The sequence below is a fragment of the Halomonas sp. B23F22_3 genome (genome assembly GCF_043496965.1).
In the GTDB taxonomy this organism is placed as follows: Bacteria; Pseudomonadota; Gammaproteobacteria; order Pseudomonadales; family Halomonadaceae; genus Halomonas.
In genome coordinates, this window is the sequence record NZ_JBIEKG010000001.1 from 531,172 (window position 1) to 547,608 (window position 16,437).

Consider the following 16,437-nt stretch of genomic DNA (forward strand, 5'->3'; position numbering starts at 1 on the left):
CGAGGGACTGCTTTTGAACAGCGCATCGCTCCATCAATTCTCGACCCTGACCGTCCTCCTGCTGATGCTCGCCTTCTATGGCGGCACCTATCTGCTCACGCTCGGCATCCGCAAGAAGAAGGAGGACGCCGACGCCTTCATGGTCTCCAACCACCGCATCGGCTTCGGCATCGGCGCGGCCAGCATGACCGCCACCTGGATCTGGGCCGCCTCCTTCTACGCCGCCGCCACCTCCGGCTACACCTACGGCGTCTCGGGCCCCATCCACTACGGGCTCTGGGGGGCGCTGATGATCCTCTTCATCTATCCGTTCGGCCGGCGCTTTCGCAAGCTCGCCCCCAACGCCCATACCCTGGGCGAGCTGATCCACGCCCGCCACGGCAGCTCCAGCCAGCTGATCCTGGCGCTCTCCAACGTGCTCGGCAGCGTGATCAGCCTGATGGTCAACTTCACCGCCGCCGGTGCCCTGGTCTCGGTGCTCTCGCCGCTCTCCTTCCAGTCCGGGGTGATCATCGCCGGCGTCGGCGTGCTGCTCTACACCCTGTGGTCGGGCTTTCGCGCCTCGGTGATGACCGACTTCGCCCAGCTGGTGGCGCTGATGGCCATCGCCGTGGTGATCATTCCCGCGGTGTTCTTCGCCATGGGCGGCCCCAGCGAGCTGGTGGCCGGCCTCGACAACCTGACCGTCGAGCAGGCCGACTTCTTCTCGATGGATGCCATCCTCCATCAGGGCGCGCCCTTCTTCGTCGCCGTGCTGGCCTACGCCATCGGCAACCAGACCATCTCCCAGCGCCTGTTCGCGGTGAACGAGGAGCACATCAAGCCGACCTTCCTCACCGCCACGGTAGGCTACGGCGCCATCGTCATCGGCCTCGGCATGATCGGGCTGATGGCCCTGACGCTCGGCATCGAGCCCCTGAACGGCGACATGAACAACCTGATCCCGCAGATGGTCTCGGGCTACCTGCCGCCGGTGTTCATCGCGCTGTTCTTCATCCTGGTGATCGGCTCGCTCTCCTCCACCGCCGATTCCGACCTCTCGGCGCTGTCGGCGATCATGATGGCCGACGTCTACGGCAAGAACCTCGCCCGGGGCAAGGCCGACCCCCAGCGCATGCTGCTGGTGGGCCGCCTGACCATGATCATCGCCACCGCGGTGGGCATCGTCTTCGCCAGCTTCTCGCTGGATATCCTGGTGATGCTGGTGTTCGTCGGCGCGCTGTGGGGCGCCATCGTCTTCCCGGTGATCGCCAGCTGCTTCTGGGACCGCATCACCAACGCCGCCTTCACCACCTCGGTGCTGGTGGCCATGGTGATGTTCTGCCTGGCGCGCTTCGAGTGGCTGCCGCTCGATGGCGCCACCGGCCTGCTCTTCGAGCTCCTGGCGAGCATCGGCGGTGGCGTGATCATCGGCCTGATGGCCTTCGGCTTCCTCGGCAGTGCGATGGGCTTTCTCGCCGGCGGCCTGGCACTCGCGGCGATGCTGGTCTTCGCCACCGGCTTCCTGCGTGAGTACACCGTGCTGCTGGCCTCGCTGACCGCCTACGGCACCAGCACCCTGGTCTGCGTGGTGATGAGCCTGGCGAGCCGCCAGGAGCGCTTCGACTTCGCCACCATCGGCGAGCGGGTCGGCAACTACGACGAGGCGCCGGCCGCGGCCCCGCGCGTCGCCTCGGGCCCCGTGCCGGCCTCCGCCACCCTGGCCGGCCAGCGCTGAGCCAGACGACCATCCACCGCGGCGCCGGCCACCGGCGCCGCCATGAGGAGAATGACCATGACCCTGCTCTACGGCTTCTACGTGCTTGTCTGGCCCGCCCTGACCCTGGGCGTGCTGGTGCTGATCTGCCGCGCCGTGCTGCGCGACCGGCGTGACGCCAGGCGCGAGCACCGCGAACTGGTGTGACCCGTCACGCGAAGGGCCCCGCCGGCTGCCAGCAGTGGCGGCTCGCCTTCGAGGCGGGCAATGTCCCGCTGGCGCTCACCTGACGGGGACTGGCCCGCCCGACACGCCCTGAGACGTCCGCCCGGGCGGGCGGCTCAGGCGGTGTCTTCCGGGCAGGCCTCGAAGCGACGCACACTGGCGACGAAGTCGCTGAAGCGCTCTCCCTGGATCAGCACGTGATCGCGCATCAGTCGCTCCGCCGACCCGGCATCGCCGCCCTCGATGGCGTCGAGGATCTCTCGGTGCTCGGCCAGGGATCGCCCCATGCGCTGGCGGACCTGCAACTGCAGGCGACGATAGGGTTTCAGGCGCTGCTTGAGCTGACGGGCCTCATCGGCCAGGAAGCCATTGTGGCTGGCCGCATAGATGGCGTGGTGGAAGCCCTCGTTCTCGTAGTAGTACTCGTCGGTGTCGCCGACCTTCGCCGCCGCCTCGCAGCGCTCCATCGCCTCGCGCAGGGCGACGAGCTCATCCTCGGAGATGCGCCGGGCGGCGAGGCGTCCACACATGCCCTCGAGCTCGGCCATCACCTCGAACATCTCGATCAACTGATCCAGACCCACCTTGGACACGAAGGTGCCCTTCTTCGGCACCACCGTCACCAGGCCGCTCGCCACCAGCTGCTGGATGGCCTCCCGCACCGGGGTCCGCGACACATCGAACTCCCGACACAGGGCCTCGGCATCGAGGCGCTCGCCGGGCGTGCGTCGCCCGTTGATGATGTCATCTTCCAGCGCGTCCCGGAGTCGCTGGGCATTGGATCGCTTGCTGTTCACGGACTCTCTCCCCTACCGATCTGACGCCTCGACGATGGCCATCGGGCTCCCTGCCCCACTTTTGTCTAAGCCCTGAAAATTGACAGTAATATGACATCAAGGCTATTGAAGTATACATCAGCTTAGCTGATGGATGTTTCATAACAAGATTGCTTCAGGACCAGAGCTTCTACGGCGACGTCTCACGACGAGCGCTTCATAACAACTCACAACAAGAAGAGTCCCAGGAGATGCCAACCATGAATGCCAAGTTCACCCCCGTGGCGGCCGCCGCGCTGACCCTCGCCTTCGCTTCCTCTGCCAGCGCCGAGACCGTGCTGCGCGCCTCCCACCAGTTTCCGGGTGGCCAGGGTGACGTGCGTGACGAGATGGTCCAGATGATGGCCGATGAGGTCGAGGCCGCCGACGTCGACCTGAAGATCCAGGTCTATCCCGGCCAGTCGCTGTTCAAGGCCAAGGAGCAGTGGGGCGCCCTGGTGCGAGGCCGCCTCGACATGACCTCCCTGCCGCTCGACTACGCCAGCGGTCGCCACCCGGAATTCTCGGCCACCCTGATGCCCGGGCTGGTGCGCAACCACGAGCGCGCCCAGCGCCTCAATGACTCCGAGTTCATGGGCATGATCAAGGAGGTCATCAACGAGGCCGGTGCCCGCGTGCTGGCCGATGCCTGGCTGGCCGGCGGCTTCGCTTCCGACATCCGCTGCATCACCTCGCCGGAGACCGTCGAGGGCCAGACCATGCGCGCCGCCGGGCCGGCCTTCGATGAGATGCTGGCCACCGCCGGTGCCTCGGTCACCTCAATGCCCTCCTCGGAGATCTACACCGCGATGCAGACCGGCGTGCTCGACGGGGCCAACACCTCCTCCGGCTCCTTCGTCTCCTACCGCATCTATGAGCAGGTCAGTTGCCTGACCGCGCCGGGCGAGAACGCCCTGTGGTTCATGTATGAGCCCATCCTGATCTCCGAGCAGAGCTGGGAAGGCCTCAGCGAGGCGCAGCAGCAGGCCCTGACCGAAGCCGGCGAGAAGGCCGAGGCCTACTTCGCCGAGGAGGCCGCGGCGCTGGACCAGAAGATGGCCGACGTGTTCGAGGAGAACGGCGTCGAGGTGGTGCAGATGTCGCCGGAGGACTACCAGGCCTGGCTGGACATCGCCAAGGAGAGTTCCTACAAGAACTTCGCCGAGAACGTGCCCAACGGGCAGGCACTGATCGACGCGGCCCTGGCCGTCGAGTGAGCGGGCCCGCGGGCCGGATGCGTCAACCGGCCCTTCCTGACATGGCCGCCCCGGCTGGGGCGGCCCTTCCCTCCTCGATACCGGGACACGCTTGATGGACACACAACCCCACGCGATCGCGCCCAGGCGGGGTGTGATCGGCCTCTACATACGCCTGATGGACGGCCTCTCGTGCGCCACCGCCATCCTCGCCGGCGCCCTGCTGCTGGGGGGCGTGCTGGTCGTCTGCCACATGATCTTCGTGCGCTACATGCTGGGCCAGAGCACCATCTGGCAGACCGAGTTCGCCGTCTTCTCCATCACCGGGGCCATGCTGCTCGGCGCCCCCTATGTGCTGCTGACCGGGGGTCACGTGGCCGTGACGGTGCTGCCCGACGCCCTGGGCGGCCTGGCCCGGCGACTGATGAACCTCGTCGCCTCGCTGGTGGGCCTGGCGTTCTGTATCGCCCTGGCCTATGCCGCCTGGCTCTATGTGCTGGAGGCCCTGCACGGCGGCTGGACCACCGGAACGGTGTGGAACCCGCCCCTCTGGCCGGCCCTGCTGCCCATGGCCGTCGGCATCAGCCTGCTGTCCCTGCAATACGTCGCAGAAATCCTACGCGGAGACACCTGAATGGACCCGGTAACCAGCGGAATCCTCATCGTCGTGGCGCTGTTCGGGCTGATGGCCATCGGCACCCCGATCGCCTTCGCCCTGGGCGGCGTCTCCCTGGCCGCGCTCATCCTCAATCAGGGCATGAGCGAGCTGACCTACTTCGGCGAGACCTTCTTCGGCAGCCTCGCCTCCTTCGGCTTCGTCGCCATCCCCATGTTCATCCTGATGGGCGCCGCCGTGGCCTCCTCGCCGACCGGCCGCGACCTCTATCGCTCGCTGGACCTGTGGCTCGGCAAGGTGCCCGGCGGGCTGGCCATCTCCAACATCGGCGCCTGCTCGATCTTCGCCGCCCTCTCGGGCTCCTCGCCCGCCACCAGTGCGGCGATCGGCAAGCTCGGCATCCCCGAGATGCGCAAGCGCGGCTATCCCGACGGCGTGGCCGCCGGCTGCATCGCCGCGGGCGGCACCCTGGGCATCCTCATCCCGCCCTCGGTCACCATGATCGTCTATGGCATCTCCACCGAGACCTCCATCGGCCGACTGTTCATCGCCGGCGCCGTGCCGGGGCTGATGCTGGCCCTGCTGTTCATGGCCTGGACGCTGATCGCCTGCAAGCTGGCCGGCGGCTACGACACCCCGAACCCGGTGGCCGCGGCGGCGAACCAGATCAAGGAGAACGTCGAGGGCAACCTGAAGGCCCTGGTGCGGGTGCTGCCCTTCCTGGTGGTGGTCACCGGCATCCTCTTCGCCCTCTACGGCGGCGTCGCTACCCCCTCCGAGGCGGCGGGCGCCGGCGCCTTCCTGTGCCTGGCGCTGGCCATCGTGGTCTACCGCATGTGGCAGGTGAAGCCGCTCAAGGTGGTCTTCCGCGACGCCCTGCGCGAGAGCGTGATGATCATGCTGATCATCGCCTGTGCGGAAATCTTCGCCTACGCGCTCTCCTCGCTGTTCATCACCCAGACCGTGGCCGGTGCCATCGCCGACCTCGAGGTCAACCGCTGGGTGCTGATGGGCATCATCAACCTCTTCCTGCTGGTGGCCGGCTTCTTCCTGCCTCCGGTGGCGGTGATCGTGATGACCGCCCCGATCCTGCTGCCGATCATCCTGGCGGCCAACTTCGACCCCTACTGGTTCGCGGTGGTGCTGACCATCAACCTGGAGATCGGCCTGATCACGCCGCCGGTGGGCCTGAACCTGTTCATCATCAAGGGGATCGCGCCGGACATCGCCCTGAAAGACATCCTGCTGGGCAGCCTGCCCTATGCGCTGTGCATGGTGCTCGGCATCGTCCTGCTGTGCTTCTTCCCCGGCATCGCCACCTGGCTGCCCGACCTGATCATGAACTGACGGGCGCTCGACACGGAGCAAGACGACATGAACATCAGCTTCCTGCAGGAGCTCTTCAGCAGCATCACCCGGCGTGACTCCTTGCTTCGGCATCGAAGGAAGGGCCGCCACCACTTCGTCCACACTGACCTGCTCAAAGCCTGCCGGGCCCTGCTGAACAGCGACGGCGAGGCCTCCAGCATCGCCTTGGCGAGCCGCGCCCTGGACATCTATGCCGGGCTCGACCCCGCCGAGAAGCAGCGCTTCTTCGAGTGCCTGACCGCGGAGTTCTCCGCCGACCCGGCGGCGGTCGACGAAGCCTACGCCGCCTATCGCGAGAGCCGTGACAACCGCGACCTTCAGGTGCTCTTCGACACCTGCGAACCCAGCCGCCAGGAACTGCTGCGTCGGCTCAACCTGACCAGCGACGGCACCCATGAGCTGGTGCACATGCGCGAGGACCTGCTCGGCCTGCTGCGCGAGACCCCGGAGCTGCGCGCGCTGGATGCCGACTTCGCGCACCTCTTCGGCTCCTGGTTCAACCGCGGCTTCCTGGTGCTCAAGCGCATGGACTGGAACACCCCCGCGGCGATCCTCGAGAAGCTCATCCGCTACGAGGCGGTCCACGAGATCCATGACTGGAATGACCTGCGCCGTCGGCTGGATGATCGCGACCGTCGCTGCTTCGCCTTCTTCCATCCGGCCATCGGCGACGAGCCGCTGATCTTCGTGGAGGTGGCGCTGCACAAGGGATTGCCGGACCAGATCCAGGCGATCCTCGACCCCGAGACCTACGACATCGAGGACCCGGAGGCCGCCGACACCGCCGCCTTCTTCGGCATCAGCAACTGCCAGACCGGCCTGCGCGGCATCTCCTTCGGCAACTTCCTGATCAAGCAGGTCGTCCAGGAGCTGAAGCAGGAGCTGCCCGACCTGAAGCACTTCGTGACGCTGTCGCCGGTGCCCGGCTTCCGGGCGTGGCTGGAGGCGACCTATCTCACGGCCGATGACGACAAGGCGGGCGCCCTGGACGCCGAGTCGCGGGCCCTGCTCGAATCCCTCGACGACCCGGAATGGCCCCAGGACAAGGCGCGCTCGGAGCAGCTTCGTGACCTGATCCGGCCACTCGCCGCGCGCTACCTGCTCGAGGAGAAGAACGCCAAGGGACTGCCGCTCAACCCGGTGGCCCGCTTCCACCTCGGCAACGGCGCCGAGCTGCATCGCCTCAACTGGCTGGGCGACGTCTCGCAGAAGGGCATGCAGCAGTCTGCCGGCCTGATGGTCAACTACCTCTACGTCCTCGACGACATCGAACGCAACCACGAGCAATACACCACCAGCGGCACGATCGCCCACTCCTCGGCCGTGCGTGACCTGAACCGCCGTGCCCGCAAGCTGCTCAAGGGAGAACCCGCCAGATGAACCAGAACCTCTTTCACACCTTCGCCCGACGCATGCGCGAGCGCGGCGACGCCGACTTCATCACCACCCGCCAGGGCACGGGCTACCGTCATGCCGAGGCCCTCGCCGCCACCGAGCGCCTGGCCGGCGCCCTGACGGCGCTTGGCGTGACGCCGGGCGACCGGGTCGCCGTGCAGGTCGACAAGAGCCCCGAGACGATCCTGCTCTACCTGGCCACCCTGCGGATCGGCGGGGTCTACCTGCCGCTCAACACCGGCTACACGGGCGACGAGATCCACTACTTCCTGGCCGATGCCGAACCGGCGCTGTTCGTCTGCCGCCCGGAGAATCTCGACGCGGCCCGCGGCATCGCCGCCGACACGGGCTGCCCGCAGGTGGCGACCCTCGGCACCCAGGGCGACGGCAGCCTGATGGAGCAGGCCGAGCGCGCCACGCCCTGCGATGACATCGTCGAGCGCGACGCCAACGACCTGGCGGCGATCCTCTACACCTCGGGCACCACCGGACGCTCCAAGGGGGCCATGCTCACCCATCGCAACCTGGGCTCCAACGCCGCCACCCTGGTCGAGGCCTGGCACTTCAACGAGCAGGACCGGCTGATCCATGCCCTGCCGATCTTCCACACCCATGGGCTCTTCGTGGCCTGCAACGTCACCCTGATGGCCGGCTCCAGCATGCTCTTCCTGCCGAAGTTCGATGCCGACGTGATCTTCGAGGAGATGCCCCGCGGCACGGTGCTGATGGGCGTGCCGACCTTCTTTACCCGGCTCGTTCAGGACCCGCGCCTGTCCCCGGAGGTGACCGCCAACATGCGCCTGTTCGTCTCCGGCTCGGCCCCGCTGACGGCCGAGACCCACCAGGACTTCGAGGCGAAGACCGGCCATGCCATCCTCGAGCGCTACGGCATGACCGAGACCAACATGAACCTCTCCAACCCCTACGACGGCGCGCGTCGCGCCGGCACCGTGGGCATGCCGCTGTCCGGCGTGGAGTACCGCATCACCGACCGCGAGACCGGCGAGCCGGTGCCCGAGGGCGAGATCGGCATCTTGCAGATCCGCGGGCCCAACGTCTTCGTCGGCTACTGGCGCATGCCCGAGAAGACTCGCGAGGAGTTGCTGGAGGATGGCTTCTTCATCACCGGCGACCTGGCGATGGTCGACGAGCACGGCTATCTCCACATCGTCGGCCGCGACAAGGACCTGGTGATCTCGGGGGGCTACAACGTCTACCCCAAGGAGGTCGAGCAGGTGATCGACGAGCTCGAGGGCGTCGACGAGTCCGCGGTGATCGGCCTGCCGCACCCGGACTTCGGCGAGGGCGTGACGGCCGTGGTGGTCCCGCAGCCGGGGGCGACGCTGAGCGAGCAGCAGGTGCTCGACTTCCTGCAGGGGCAGCTGGCCAAGTACAAGCAGCCCAAGCGGGTCTTCTTCGCCGACAGCCTGCCGCGCAACACCATGGGCAAGGTGCAGAAGAACCAGCTGCGCGAGCAGTACCGGGACACCTACCACTGAGAGCCCCCATGACGAAGACGATCCGCTACTACTACACCCATGTCTCGCCATGGAGCTACCTCGGCCATGAGCGCCTCGGCGACATCGCCGCCCGCCATGGCGCCATCATCGACCCCGTGCCCGTGAGCATGGGCGCGATCTTCCCCAAGACCGGAGGCCTACCGCTTGCCAAGCGCGCGCCCGAGCGCCAGGCCTACCGCCTGGTGGAGCTCAGGCGCTGGCCGCAGCGGCTCGGCATCCCGCTCAACGTGGAGCCGGCGCACTTCCCAACCGATGATCGCCCGTCGGCCCGGCTGGCGCTGGCGGCCAAGGCCCGGGGCCACGACATCGCCGCACTGTCCCTCGCCCTGATGCGGGCCTGCTGGGTGGAGGAGCGCGACATCGCCGACCTCGAGACGCTGCGCGAGATCGCCGATGCCTGCGGACTGGAGGGTCGGGTGCTGCTCGACGACGCGCAGAGCGATGCCGGGCGGCAGCGCCTCGAGCAGGCCGGCCAGGCGGCCCTGGCCGACGGCTGCTTCGGGGCGCCCTGGTACCTGGTCGACGACGAGCCGTTCTGGGGGCAGGATCGCCTGGAGCTGGTCGAGGCCGCCGTCGGTCGACGAGACTGAGGGACACGGTCCCGGGCCGGCGGCGCCGGCCCGGGACCCTCCTCGATACCGGTTCGTCCCTCCGTTCACCACAGGAAGATCCCCGATGCCCCATCCCCCTTCCGACCTGGCCGAGGTCCGCGCCCTGGCCTTCGATGTCTTCGGCACCGTGGTCGACTGGCGCAGCAGTGTGATCCGAGAGGGCGAGGCGCTGGGCGCCGCTCGGGGCCTCGAGGTGGATTGGGCCGCCTTCGCCGATGCCTGGCGGGCCGGCTACGCCCCGGCCATGGATCGAGTGCGCCACGGCGAGCTGCCCTGGACCCGCCTCGATGACCTGCACCGCATGACCCTGGACGAGCTGCTGGTGCGCTTCGGCATCGCCGGGGCCCTGGACGAGGCCGACCGGGCGCACTTCAACCGCGTCTGGCACCGCCTCGATCCCTGGCCGGACAGCGTGACCGGCCTGACCCGGCTGCGCCGGGGCTACCTGCTCACCACCCTCTCCAACGGCAACGTCTCGCTGCTGGTGAACATGGCGAAACGCGCAGGCCTGCCCTGGGACTGCGTGCTCTCCGCCGAGCTCGCAGGCCACTACAAGCGCGACCCCGAGGCCTACCGCATGGTCTCGCGCTTGCTCGACCTGCCGCCCGAGCACATCATGCTGGTCGCCGCCCACCAGGACGACCTGCAGGCGGCCCACCGCGAGGGCTTCCGTACCGCCTTCGTGAAGCGCCCCCTGGAGCATGGCCCCGAGGCCAAGCCGGACCTGTCCGTCGATCCCTGCTTCGACCGGGTGGCCGATGACTTCCACGACCTGGCCGACCAGCTAGGCCTCCCCGTGGGGCCACGCCCATGAAGATCGCGGTCACCGACCTCGCCGAGGCCGGCTGACCCGCCGTCACGTTTCCGGGCGGGGACTCAATCCCCGCCCTCCTGCTGGCTCATGGCGCCGCCCTAGGCCGGGCGCTCCACCACGAAGAGGTCGGTGGTGCGGGCGTAGTCGCTACCGGCCATGCGCCCGATGGGTTTCAGGCTCTCGCGGTCGACGTGGCGCCCATCCCAGATGGCGTCGTCGACGTGGATCGACACCACCTCGGCGAGCACCAGGTTGCCGGCCAGGGGCTGGTCGCCGAAGCGGATGATCTCGCGCAGGCGGCAGCCGAAGGCCACCGGCGCGCCCGCCACCCGAGACACCGACAGCCCCGGCATCGGGTGCTTCTCGAGCCTCGCATGGGAGAATTCGTCCTCATGGGGCCCGAGGCTAGCACTGGTGGCGTTCATTTCCTCGACCAGTCCCTCGCCGCTGATGTGCACCACGCACTCCGCCACCTCGTCCAGGTTGCGGATGGTGTCCTTGGCGTTGCCGTCGCCGTCGAGCAGCGGCGAGAAGCCCAGCACCGGAGGATTGACACTCACCACGTTGAAGAAGGAGAACGGCGCCAGGTTGTCGTTGCCCTGGGCATCCCGGGTCGAGACCCAGGCGATGGGCCGCGGGCAGATGCTGCCCGAGAAGAGACGGTAGATCTTGCCGGGGCTCAGGCCGTGCTCGTCCAGCAGGTAGTCGCTCATGGACTTCTCTCCGGTCGCTGATGGAAGGTCACTCGATGGTAACCGCTCGGCCGGCCATCGCCGAGCCCCTTCCCAGGCGCCGTCCCGACCTGTCACGCACCGTTGCGACGGCCGCCGTGGCGACGGCCGCCGTGGGGCCCTTTTTCGTTCAATTCGACGCGGCGAAGCGGCTAGACTGATAGGGCATGCCCCGCGACCCAGGTCGCCCCAACAGGGAGCCAAGACGATGACGGACCACGCCCTGGACTACTATCGTCCACCGGAATCCGACGCCCTCGGCCTGATCCGCCTGCGCGCCAGCAACGACGGCCTCACCGAGATCGCCTTCGTGATGGAGGCCGAGGAGCCGGCCCGTCCCAGCGCCGCCACCGAGCAGGCCCGCGCCCAGCTCGACGAGTACTTCGCCGGCGCCCGCCACGACTTCGACCTGCCCCTGGCGCCCCAGGGCACCGACTTCCAGCAGCGGGTCTGGCAGGCCCTGGCCGATATCCCCTTCGGCGAGACCCGCTGCTACGCCGAGATCGCCGAACAGCTGCACTGCCGCGGCGGCCAACGCGCCGTGGGCGCCGCCAACGGCCGCAATCCGCTGGCCATCGTGGTGCCCTGCCATCGGGTGATCGGCAGTGACGGCCGCTTGACCGGCTACGCCGGCGGCATCGGCCGCAAGCAGTGGCTGCTGGCCCACGAGGCCGGCGAGGTGCCCTTCGCGCTGGGCTGAGCGAAGGCCAAGGGCCTGCGGAGGCTGCCTCGCCTACCCCAGGGGGACCGCATAGAAGAGGCAATCGCTGCGGGCGATCTCGCTGTTGGTGGTGGCCATGAACAGGCGCAGCGGGCGGCGAGCATGGAGCCGTCCCTCCCGCACGCAGAACAGCTCCCCGACATGCTCCCGGCCATCCCCGTCCCGTGCCTGCAGGCAGGCAAGGCCCTGGTGTCCCAGCCAGCCGAGCGGGGCGGCCGGAGAGGTCACGCCCCGGTTGTGCTCGTCGATCCGCGCCCAAAGCGTCACGTCCACGCCGGGGCGGGCTGCGCGGTCGTAGGCGACGCTGGCGCCGGGTCGCAGCTCCACCCGCAACGGATGCACCAGCACCTCGAGCCCCGCGGCGAAAGGCAGGGCCGTCAGGTCCGGACACTCGGCGAGCAGTCGATACAGGCCGTCGGCCACGTCACGGGCGGCGGGTTGCAGGGCGCCGCCGCACTCGAGGGTGAACACGGGACAGTCCGCCAGTCGCGGCCTCAGGAGCGGCAACTCCATGAGGCTTCCCAGCCGCAGGTCGGTGACGATCAACTGCTCGCAGAAACGACCGGCCAGGGCCTCGACGACAGGGTGGCGACGGGTGGTCACCGCGAAAGCGGGCCCGTTGCCGGAGGTGTTGTGGAGGTCGATGACGCATTCCGGCGCCCAGGCCTCCAGGTCCTGGATGATGGCCCGGGCGAGCTCCCCGCCCGGCCCCTCGAAGGGGGGCCGGAAACAGCGATTGAGGTCCCGGTCGTCCGGGGTATGGCGATGGGTAAAGGCGGGATGCGACAGCGCCCCCCGGACGTTGGCCAGCAACACCGCCAGCCGGGTACGGGGCCGCGGGCGTTCCACCAGCCAGCGGTGCAGCGCCAGGGTGCCGGAGGGTTCGTTACCGTGCAGCAAGGTGGTGACCACCCGGCAGCGCCGGTCATCCTCCCCCTCGAGCATGAGCCAGACGGGCCCGCCGAGGGTCTGGAGCCAGGCCTCGACCTCGCGATGGTCGTCCGGTGGGTCGGTGATGACCGGCAGCGACAGTCCCTCCATTAGTCATTCCTCCTGCGGCCAGCGCGCCACCGGCCGGTTGGTGGCCGCCGCCGCACGGTAGGCGTCGAGCAGTCGATGACAGGCCTTGCCGCGGGACAGGCCCTGCCCTTCGAGCTGCGCCAGCATCCGACGCTGCCAGCGGGCAGGGCTGGTCCGCGCCTGGAGGCGCTCGGCGATCACCCCGAGGTAGCGATGGCTGTCGGCATCCGCCACGCCCAGGGCACGCAGCCCCCGCGGGACCTCGGGCAGCAGCCGCTCGAGCAGCGTCACCACCGGCGTCTCCTCCAGGCGGTGGTGCTTGCGATGCGGCCACATCAGCCGGGCGTCCAGCCCCGACTGGGCGGCGCGATAGAAGTTGTAGTCGGCATAGCGGAACGGCATGGCGCTCAGCCACTCGGTGATGTCGTCGCGCAGGGCGGCCACCAGCCCCAGCAGCAGCGCCACGTTGGCCACCATGTCCACGGCGGTCGGCCCCGACGGCAGGGCGCGCATCTCCACCCGCAGATGGCCGCCGTCGGCGGGGTCGTAGACCGCCCGGTTCCAGGGCCAGATGGTGCCCATGTGCAGACGCAACTCGGAAAGCCCTGGCGCCGTGGTGCCGGGCGGCGGGTCCTCGGGGCGGTGTTCTGACGTGAGCGGCAGGATCGGCGGGTAGAGGGCCACCGCCTCGGCGAACAGCTCGAAGGCGCCCTCGCGCACCCAGCCCTGGCCGAAGGTCACCCGCGCCGGCTGCTGCCAGCGATCGGCGCCGCGCATCCGGCAGTCCACCGCCTGCTTGAACAGGGCGACACGGGTCTCGTCCCACAGTCGGCGCTGCAGGAAGAGCGGTGAATTGGCGGACAGCGCCAGCACCAGCGGGGTGACGATCTGGGCGGTGTTGAAGGTCGCGGCGAAGCGTTCGGGGGGAACCCGCAGGTGGAGCTGGAAGGAGGTGTTGGCCCCCTCCAGGACCACATGGTCGCTGCTGACCCGCACGTTGTCCTCGCCACGGATCTCGACATCGAAGGGCTCGCCGCGCAGCCGCTTGAGACCCTGCTCCAGGGCGCGATAGCGCGGCAGGTCGCTCATGGCATGCTCCCCCAGGTCCGTCCTGCGCAGGGTGGGGAGAATGCCGATCGGCACCACGTGGGCGCGATGAGGCATCGCGGCCGCCTCGAGCCGGGCCAAGGCCTGCAACAGTTGGCGTTCCAGGGCATGCAGCGGGCCGCCCGAGAGCGGCAGCGGCGCCAGGTTGTACTCGATGTTGAAGCGGTTGAGCTCCAGCTGCAGCTGGGGGTCTTGCAGGGCGTCGACCAGGGTCTGGTTGAGCAGCGCGACCCGGCCCCGGTCGTCGACGATGTAGGCCTCCAGCTCGGCGCCGATGCTGGGTGGCCCCGCCCCGAAGCCCGGCTGGGCGAGCAGCTCGCGCAGCACACCGACGCTGTCCCGCAGGCGCTTGCCGAAGCGCTGGTAGTCCGACGCCGCGAAGGCGTCGCGGTCGATGATCGCGCCCATGGCATCCACTCCCCGGTGCGGCCGACGTTGTCCTCAGTCTAGGTAAAGGCGCCGGGGATGTGACGCCGAAGGCGGATTACAACGGCAGGTGCAGGATGGCGCCGCGGCAAGTCATGGCACTCACTGGCCACGGCGGGTGCCACCGACCGCTCATGAGGGAGGCTCGTCGTGCCATGCCAGGAAGGTGCGATAGTCCTGGCGCACGGTGTCGGCATAGCTGACCGCCAGGGTGGTCACCATGTCCACGCAGCGCTCGAGCCGCCCCTCGACGCAGCTACCGACGGCACGGGCGAAGCGCCCGGGATCGTCATGGTTCAGGGCATGGGAGCCGCGCAGGTGTTCCCGGGCGAGGATGCGCCCCCACTGCTTGACCAGCTGGCGGTAAGGCTTGGCGCCGTCGAGTTTGTGGGTCGGGAAGTCCTCCTTGTAGGGCGAGCGCTCGCGCACCGAGAACACCGTGTCGCCCAGATGCAGCCAGCCCAGGTAGGGGTCGGGGTGCTCGGCGATGGCCTTGAAGGCCGCCGCGTGGCGTACCCCTTCGTGGGGAAAGGCGCGGCGCCAGGCACGCTTCTCGGCGCCGTCCATCAGCCCCCAGCCCTCCGGAGGCGTCTGCTGCTTGACGTCGAGGATGACGTCGTCGTGCTCGTGGTCCTGCCCGCCCTCGATCAGCACGTAGAAGCGCTCGAGGCCCAGCGAGCCCGTGCCGGCATCGAGCCGCCGGGCCATGTCCTTGACGCGGAAGTGGTCCTCCTCGACCTCGTGCCGGACACCGCCCAGGGTCTGGCGATACTCCTCCTCGATGGCCTTGCGCAGCTGGCTGGCCAAATGCGCCGGCAGGGCCGCCAGCTTGTCGGGGCGCTCGGCGAAGCGCCGGCCGTCGTCGGCCATGACGGTCCACTTGGCGAGCATCTTCGCCCGGCTCTTCTTCCTGCCGACCTTCTTCATGAAGGGCTCGAGCGGCCCCCTGGCGGTGGCCAGGGTTACCGCACCGGGCACCTCGCCCTCGACGTGGCCGGCCAGCTCGTCGTGATAGCTGGTGACCAGTGCCTTGAGCGCCTTGCGAATCGCCTTGCCGGACAGGTCGGTATTCTCCCGGGCATCCAGCACCAGGCTGATGGCCAGGCGCCAGAGGTCATACTGATAGTCGCCGACCATGGCGTCGTCGAAATCGTCCATGCCGTAGCGCACGGCGTCGTCGTGATGACCGTAGGCGCCGAAGTTGTAGGCATGGGCATCGCCCTGCAGCCAGGTCTGGGTCTCCGGCAGGCCGCCGAACAGCGCGAAGCGCCAGTCATGCCAGACGTCCCGCCAGTAGAGATGGTTGGTCCCGCGAAAGAAGCGATAGGGCGACTCGGCCAGCTTGGCGTACTTGGCGTGGCGATCGCCCTCGTCCAGGCCGGCGTTGGCCGCCTGGATGGCGTCGAGGACCTGGCGGGGACGGTTGTGGCGCGTCAGGGGTGGCGACATGCAGGGGCTCCTGATGGCAGACGAGGACCGCGATCCCGCGGCCCCCGCCAGTCAAGCAGGCGGCGCCGCCAGCGACAAGTCCCCCGCGGCGCGTTGCCCCGCTCCACCAACGATTGCCGTTGGCATACCGCCTGTCATGCCGTCTCAGAGCGGCAGATGCAGGATGGCGCCGCGCAGGGCCCTCTCGTCGGCCCACAGCTGGCCCAGGGTCAGCGGCAGCGAGAAGCGGCGCCGACCGGCGCCGCCGGGATTGAACAGCAACCGGCCGTCGCGCCACTCGTGGCGCGCCTTGTGGGAGTGGCCGTGGAGCACGGCGTCGCAGGGCGTGGCGGCATCGAAATCGGCGATGTCATGCACCAGGTGCAGGCGCCAGCCGTTGACCGTGAGGTCCAGCTTCCAGGGCAGCCGCTCGGCCCAGGCCGCGGTGTCGACGTTGCCGCGCACGGCGTGCACCGGCGCCAGCTCGGCGAGCCGCTCGAGAATCGCTTCGTCCTGCGCCCGGCTGCCCACGTCGCCGAGGTGCAGGATCACGCCGCAGCCCTCGAGCAGCGCCAGCGCCTCGTCGCGCAGGGTGCCGTGGGTATCGGCGATCACCCCGATCGGGGCGTCGAGGTCGAAACGCTCGGTCTCCATGCCCAGGCTCCCTCTCATGCGATTCAGCCCCATGGTGACGCCGATCGAGCGGGTCGGCCAGCACCGGCCACGTTTCTACGGGCGGGGTTTTGCG

At 68.8% G+C, this 16,437-nt stretch carries 16 protein-coding genes; 10 read left to right on the forward strand and 6 right to left on the reverse strand.

Translation table 11 applies throughout. The features are described from left to right. The first annotated feature begins 64 nt into the window (after positions 1–64). Both ACGTNG_RS02370 and ACGTNG_RS02375 read left to right on the forward strand, forming a co-directional pair. Positions 65–1,717 (forward strand): sodium:solute symporter family protein, encoded by a 1,653-nt coding sequence (locus tag ACGTNG_RS02370; protein ID WP_394575554.1) that lies wholly within the window; start codon positions 65–67, stop codon positions 1,715–1,717. A gap of 57 nt (positions 1,718–1,774) precedes the next feature. Then, positions 1,775–1,903, forward strand: a complete 129-nt coding sequence (locus tag ACGTNG_RS02375; protein WP_394575258.1) for a putative transporter small subunit — start codon at positions 1,775–1,777, stop codon at positions 1,901–1,903. A gap of 134 nt (positions 1,904–2,037) precedes the next feature. Here ACGTNG_RS02375 and ACGTNG_RS02380 read toward each other — a convergent pair whose 3' ends face one another. Beyond that, a complete protein-coding gene (locus ACGTNG_RS02380) occupies positions 2,038–2,718 on the reverse strand; it encodes a GntR family transcriptional regulator (RefSeq protein ID WP_394575259.1) in 681 nt (226 codons plus the stop codon). 239 nt (positions 2,719–2,957) lie between these two features. Between ACGTNG_RS02380 and dctP the strand changes: the two genes are divergently transcribed. The 7 genes from dctP (at position 2,958) to ACGTNG_RS02415 (ending at position 10,256) form a co-directional block, all read left to right on the forward strand. Next, the gene (dctP, locus tag ACGTNG_RS02385) at positions 2,958–3,953 is read left to right on the forward strand and encodes a TRAP transporter substrate-binding protein DctP (protein WP_394575261.1); all 996 of its coding nucleotides are present in this window, start codon (positions 2,958–2,960) and stop codon (positions 3,951–3,953) included. Between the two features lie 94 nt (positions 3,954–4,047). Next, positions 4,048–4,566: a TRAP transporter small permease subunit gene (locus ACGTNG_RS02390; RefSeq protein WP_394575262.1), complete on the forward strand. Its 519-nt coding sequence runs from the start codon at positions 4,048–4,050 to the stop codon at positions 4,564–4,566. Continuing rightward, positions 4,567–5,895, forward strand: coding sequence for a TRAP transporter large permease (locus ACGTNG_RS02395; protein WP_394575263.1), 1,329 nt, complete (start codon positions 4,567–4,569; stop codon positions 5,893–5,895). A gap of 27 nt (positions 5,896–5,922) precedes the next feature. Next, positions 5,923–7,296 (forward strand): malonyl-CoA decarboxylase, encoded by a 1,374-nt coding sequence (locus ACGTNG_RS02400; protein ID WP_394575264.1) that lies wholly within the window; start codon positions 5,923–5,925, stop codon positions 7,294–7,296. Next, positions 7,293–8,810: a malonate--CoA ligase gene (locus tag ACGTNG_RS02405; protein ID WP_394575265.1), complete on the forward strand. Its 1,518-nt coding sequence runs from the start codon at positions 7,293–7,295 to the stop codon at positions 8,808–8,810. The genes ACGTNG_RS02400 and ACGTNG_RS02405 overlap by 4 nt, the downstream gene beginning before the upstream one ends. An 8-nt stretch (positions 8,811–8,818) precedes the next feature. Then, on the forward strand, positions 8,819–9,421 hold the full coding sequence (locus ACGTNG_RS02410; protein ID WP_394575266.1) for a 2-hydroxychromene-2-carboxylate isomerase: 603 nt from the start codon (positions 8,819–8,821) through the stop codon (positions 9,419–9,421). 85 nt (positions 9,422–9,506) lie between these two features. Then, positions 9,507–10,256 (forward strand): haloacid dehalogenase type II, encoded by a 750-nt coding sequence (locus tag ACGTNG_RS02415; protein ID WP_394575267.1) that lies wholly within the window; start codon positions 9,507–9,509, stop codon positions 10,254–10,256. A gap of 98 nt (positions 10,257–10,354) precedes the next feature. On the opposite strand, the gene ACGTNG_RS02420 is transcribed toward ACGTNG_RS02415, so the two are convergent. Continuing rightward, entirely contained in the window at positions 10,355–10,969 is a 615-nt protein-coding gene (locus tag ACGTNG_RS02420; RefSeq protein ID WP_394575268.1) for a flavin reductase family protein, read from the reverse strand. Between the two features lie 226 nt (positions 10,970–11,195). On the opposite strand from ACGTNG_RS02420, the gene ACGTNG_RS02425 reads away from it, so the two are divergent. Continuing rightward, positions 11,196–11,687 carry a methylated-DNA--[protein]-cysteine S-methyltransferase gene (locus ACGTNG_RS02425; RefSeq protein WP_394575269.1) on the forward strand — a complete coding sequence of 164 codons (492 nt, stop codon included), beginning with the start codon at positions 11,196–11,198 and terminating at the stop codon, positions 11,685–11,687. 33 nt (positions 11,688–11,720) lie between these two features. Here ACGTNG_RS02425 and ACGTNG_RS02430 read toward each other — a convergent pair whose 3' ends face one another. From ACGTNG_RS02430 to ACGTNG_RS02445, 4 genes are all read right to left on the reverse strand, one after another. After that, positions 11,721–12,749, reverse strand: coding sequence for a M14 family metallopeptidase (locus tag ACGTNG_RS02430; RefSeq protein WP_394575270.1), 1,029 nt, complete (start codon positions 12,747–12,749; stop codon positions 11,721–11,723). 3 nt (positions 12,750–12,752) lie between these two features. Continuing rightward, positions 12,753–14,243, reverse strand: a complete 1,491-nt coding sequence (locus ACGTNG_RS02435; protein WP_394575271.1) for a glutamate-cysteine ligase family protein — start codon at positions 14,241–14,243, stop codon at positions 12,753–12,755. A gap of 150 nt (positions 14,244–14,393) precedes the next feature. Further along, a complete protein-coding gene (locus ACGTNG_RS02440; RefSeq protein WP_394575272.1) occupies positions 14,394–15,710 on the reverse strand; it encodes a DUF2252 domain-containing protein in 1,317 nt (438 codons plus the stop codon). Between the two features lie 144 nt (positions 15,711–15,854). Beyond that, complete coding sequence (locus tag ACGTNG_RS02445; RefSeq protein WP_394575274.1) at positions 15,855–16,343, reverse strand: metallophosphoesterase family protein; 489 nt, start codon at positions 16,341–16,343, stop codon at positions 15,855–15,857. Positions 16,344–16,437 lie beyond the last annotated feature (94 nt).

Bases quoted from the DNA above. Each gene is read 5' to 3' on its own strand.
- ACGTNG_RS02370 (WP_394575554.1), top strand. From the start codon at position 65: ATGCTCGCCTTCTATGGCGGCACCTATCTGCTCACGCTCGGCATCCGC.
- ACGTNG_RS02375 (WP_394575258.1), top strand. From the start codon at position 1,775: ATGACCCTGCTCTACGGCTTCTACGTGCTTGTCTGGCCCGCCCTGACC.
- dctP (WP_394575261.1), top strand. From the start codon at position 2,958: ATGAATGCCAAGTTCACCCCCGTGGCGGCCGCCGCGCTGACCCTCGCC.
- ACGTNG_RS02390 (WP_394575262.1), top strand. From the start codon at position 4,048: ATGGACACACAACCCCACGCGATCGCGCCCAGGCGGGGTGTGATCGGC.
- ACGTNG_RS02395 (WP_394575263.1), top strand. From the start codon at position 4,567: ATGGACCCGGTAACCAGCGGAATCCTCATCGTCGTGGCGCTGTTCGGG.
- ACGTNG_RS02400 (WP_394575264.1), top strand. From the start codon at position 5,923: ATGAACATCAGCTTCCTGCAGGAGCTCTTCAGCAGCATCACCCGGCGT.
- ACGTNG_RS02405 (WP_394575265.1), top strand. From the start codon at position 7,293: ATGAACCAGAACCTCTTTCACACCTTCGCCCGACGCATGCGCGAGCGC.
- ACGTNG_RS02410 (WP_394575266.1), top strand. From the start codon at position 8,819: ATGACGAAGACGATCCGCTACTACTACACCCATGTCTCGCCATGGAGC.
- ACGTNG_RS02415 (WP_394575267.1), top strand. From the start codon at position 9,507: ATGCCCCATCCCCCTTCCGACCTGGCCGAGGTCCGCGCCCTGGCCTTC.
- ACGTNG_RS02420 (WP_394575268.1), bottom strand. From the start codon at position 10,969: ATGAGCGACTACCTGCTGGACGAGCACGGCCTGAGCCCCGGCAAGATC.
- ACGTNG_RS02425 (WP_394575269.1), top strand. From the start codon at position 11,196: ATGACGGACCACGCCCTGGACTACTATCGTCCACCGGAATCCGACGCC.
- ACGTNG_RS02430 (WP_394575270.1), bottom strand. From the start codon at position 12,749: ATGGAGGGACTGTCGCTGCCGGTCATCACCGACCCACCGGACGACCAT.
- ACGTNG_RS02435 (WP_394575271.1), bottom strand. From the start codon at position 14,243: ATGGGCGCGATCATCGACCGCGACGCCTTCGCGGCGTCGGACTACCAG.
- ACGTNG_RS02440 (WP_394575272.1), bottom strand. From the start codon at position 15,710: ATGTCGCCACCCCTGACGCGCCACAACCGTCCCCGCCAGGTCCTCGAC.
- ACGTNG_RS02445 (WP_394575274.1), bottom strand. From the start codon at position 16,343: ATGGAGACCGAGCGTTTCGACCTCGACGCCCCGATCGGGGTGATCGCC.